The organism is Corynebacterium sp. UMB6689 (genome assembly GCF_030215295.1).
Taxonomy (GTDB): domain Bacteria; phylum Actinomycetota; class Actinomycetes; order Mycobacteriales; family Mycobacteriaceae; genus Corynebacterium; species Corynebacterium aurimucosum.
In genome coordinates, this window is record NZ_JASOLS010000099.1 from 1 (window position 1) to 327 (window position 327).

Annotated in this window: 1 pseudogene; it reads right to left on the bottom strand. The window is 57.8% G+C overall.

Annotated features, from left to right (window positions below):
* Window positions 1-87: 87 nt before the first annotated feature.
* Window positions 88-327 (bottom strand): annotated as a pseudogene (locus QP363_RS12825) (low molecular weight phosphatase family protein); the annotation flags it as partial.

The window sequence follows — 327 nt, forward strand, 5'->3', positions numbered from 1 at the left end:
GAGAGACACAACTGCCCCAGTTGCCAAAGTTCTGGCCAGATCTTGAATCTCGGCGGGGAACTTTGGCAACTCGGGCAGTTTTAGTTTTCAGTCCTGCGCGTGAACATCAAGGAAAGCTCGTACGCGAGCATCGATGTCATCGCGAAGCGCATCCATTCGCTCATCTCCCTCTAGGCCGCGTACGGACGGGTCCTCGATCTCCCAACGCTCAGCCACTCCGTCATAGTCGGCATCACCGACGATGATGACGTGGTCGACCGACGATGCGAGGTCGGAATCAATCAAGGTCGGCGTACCTGCCGTGTCGGCGCCGACCTTTGCCAGAGA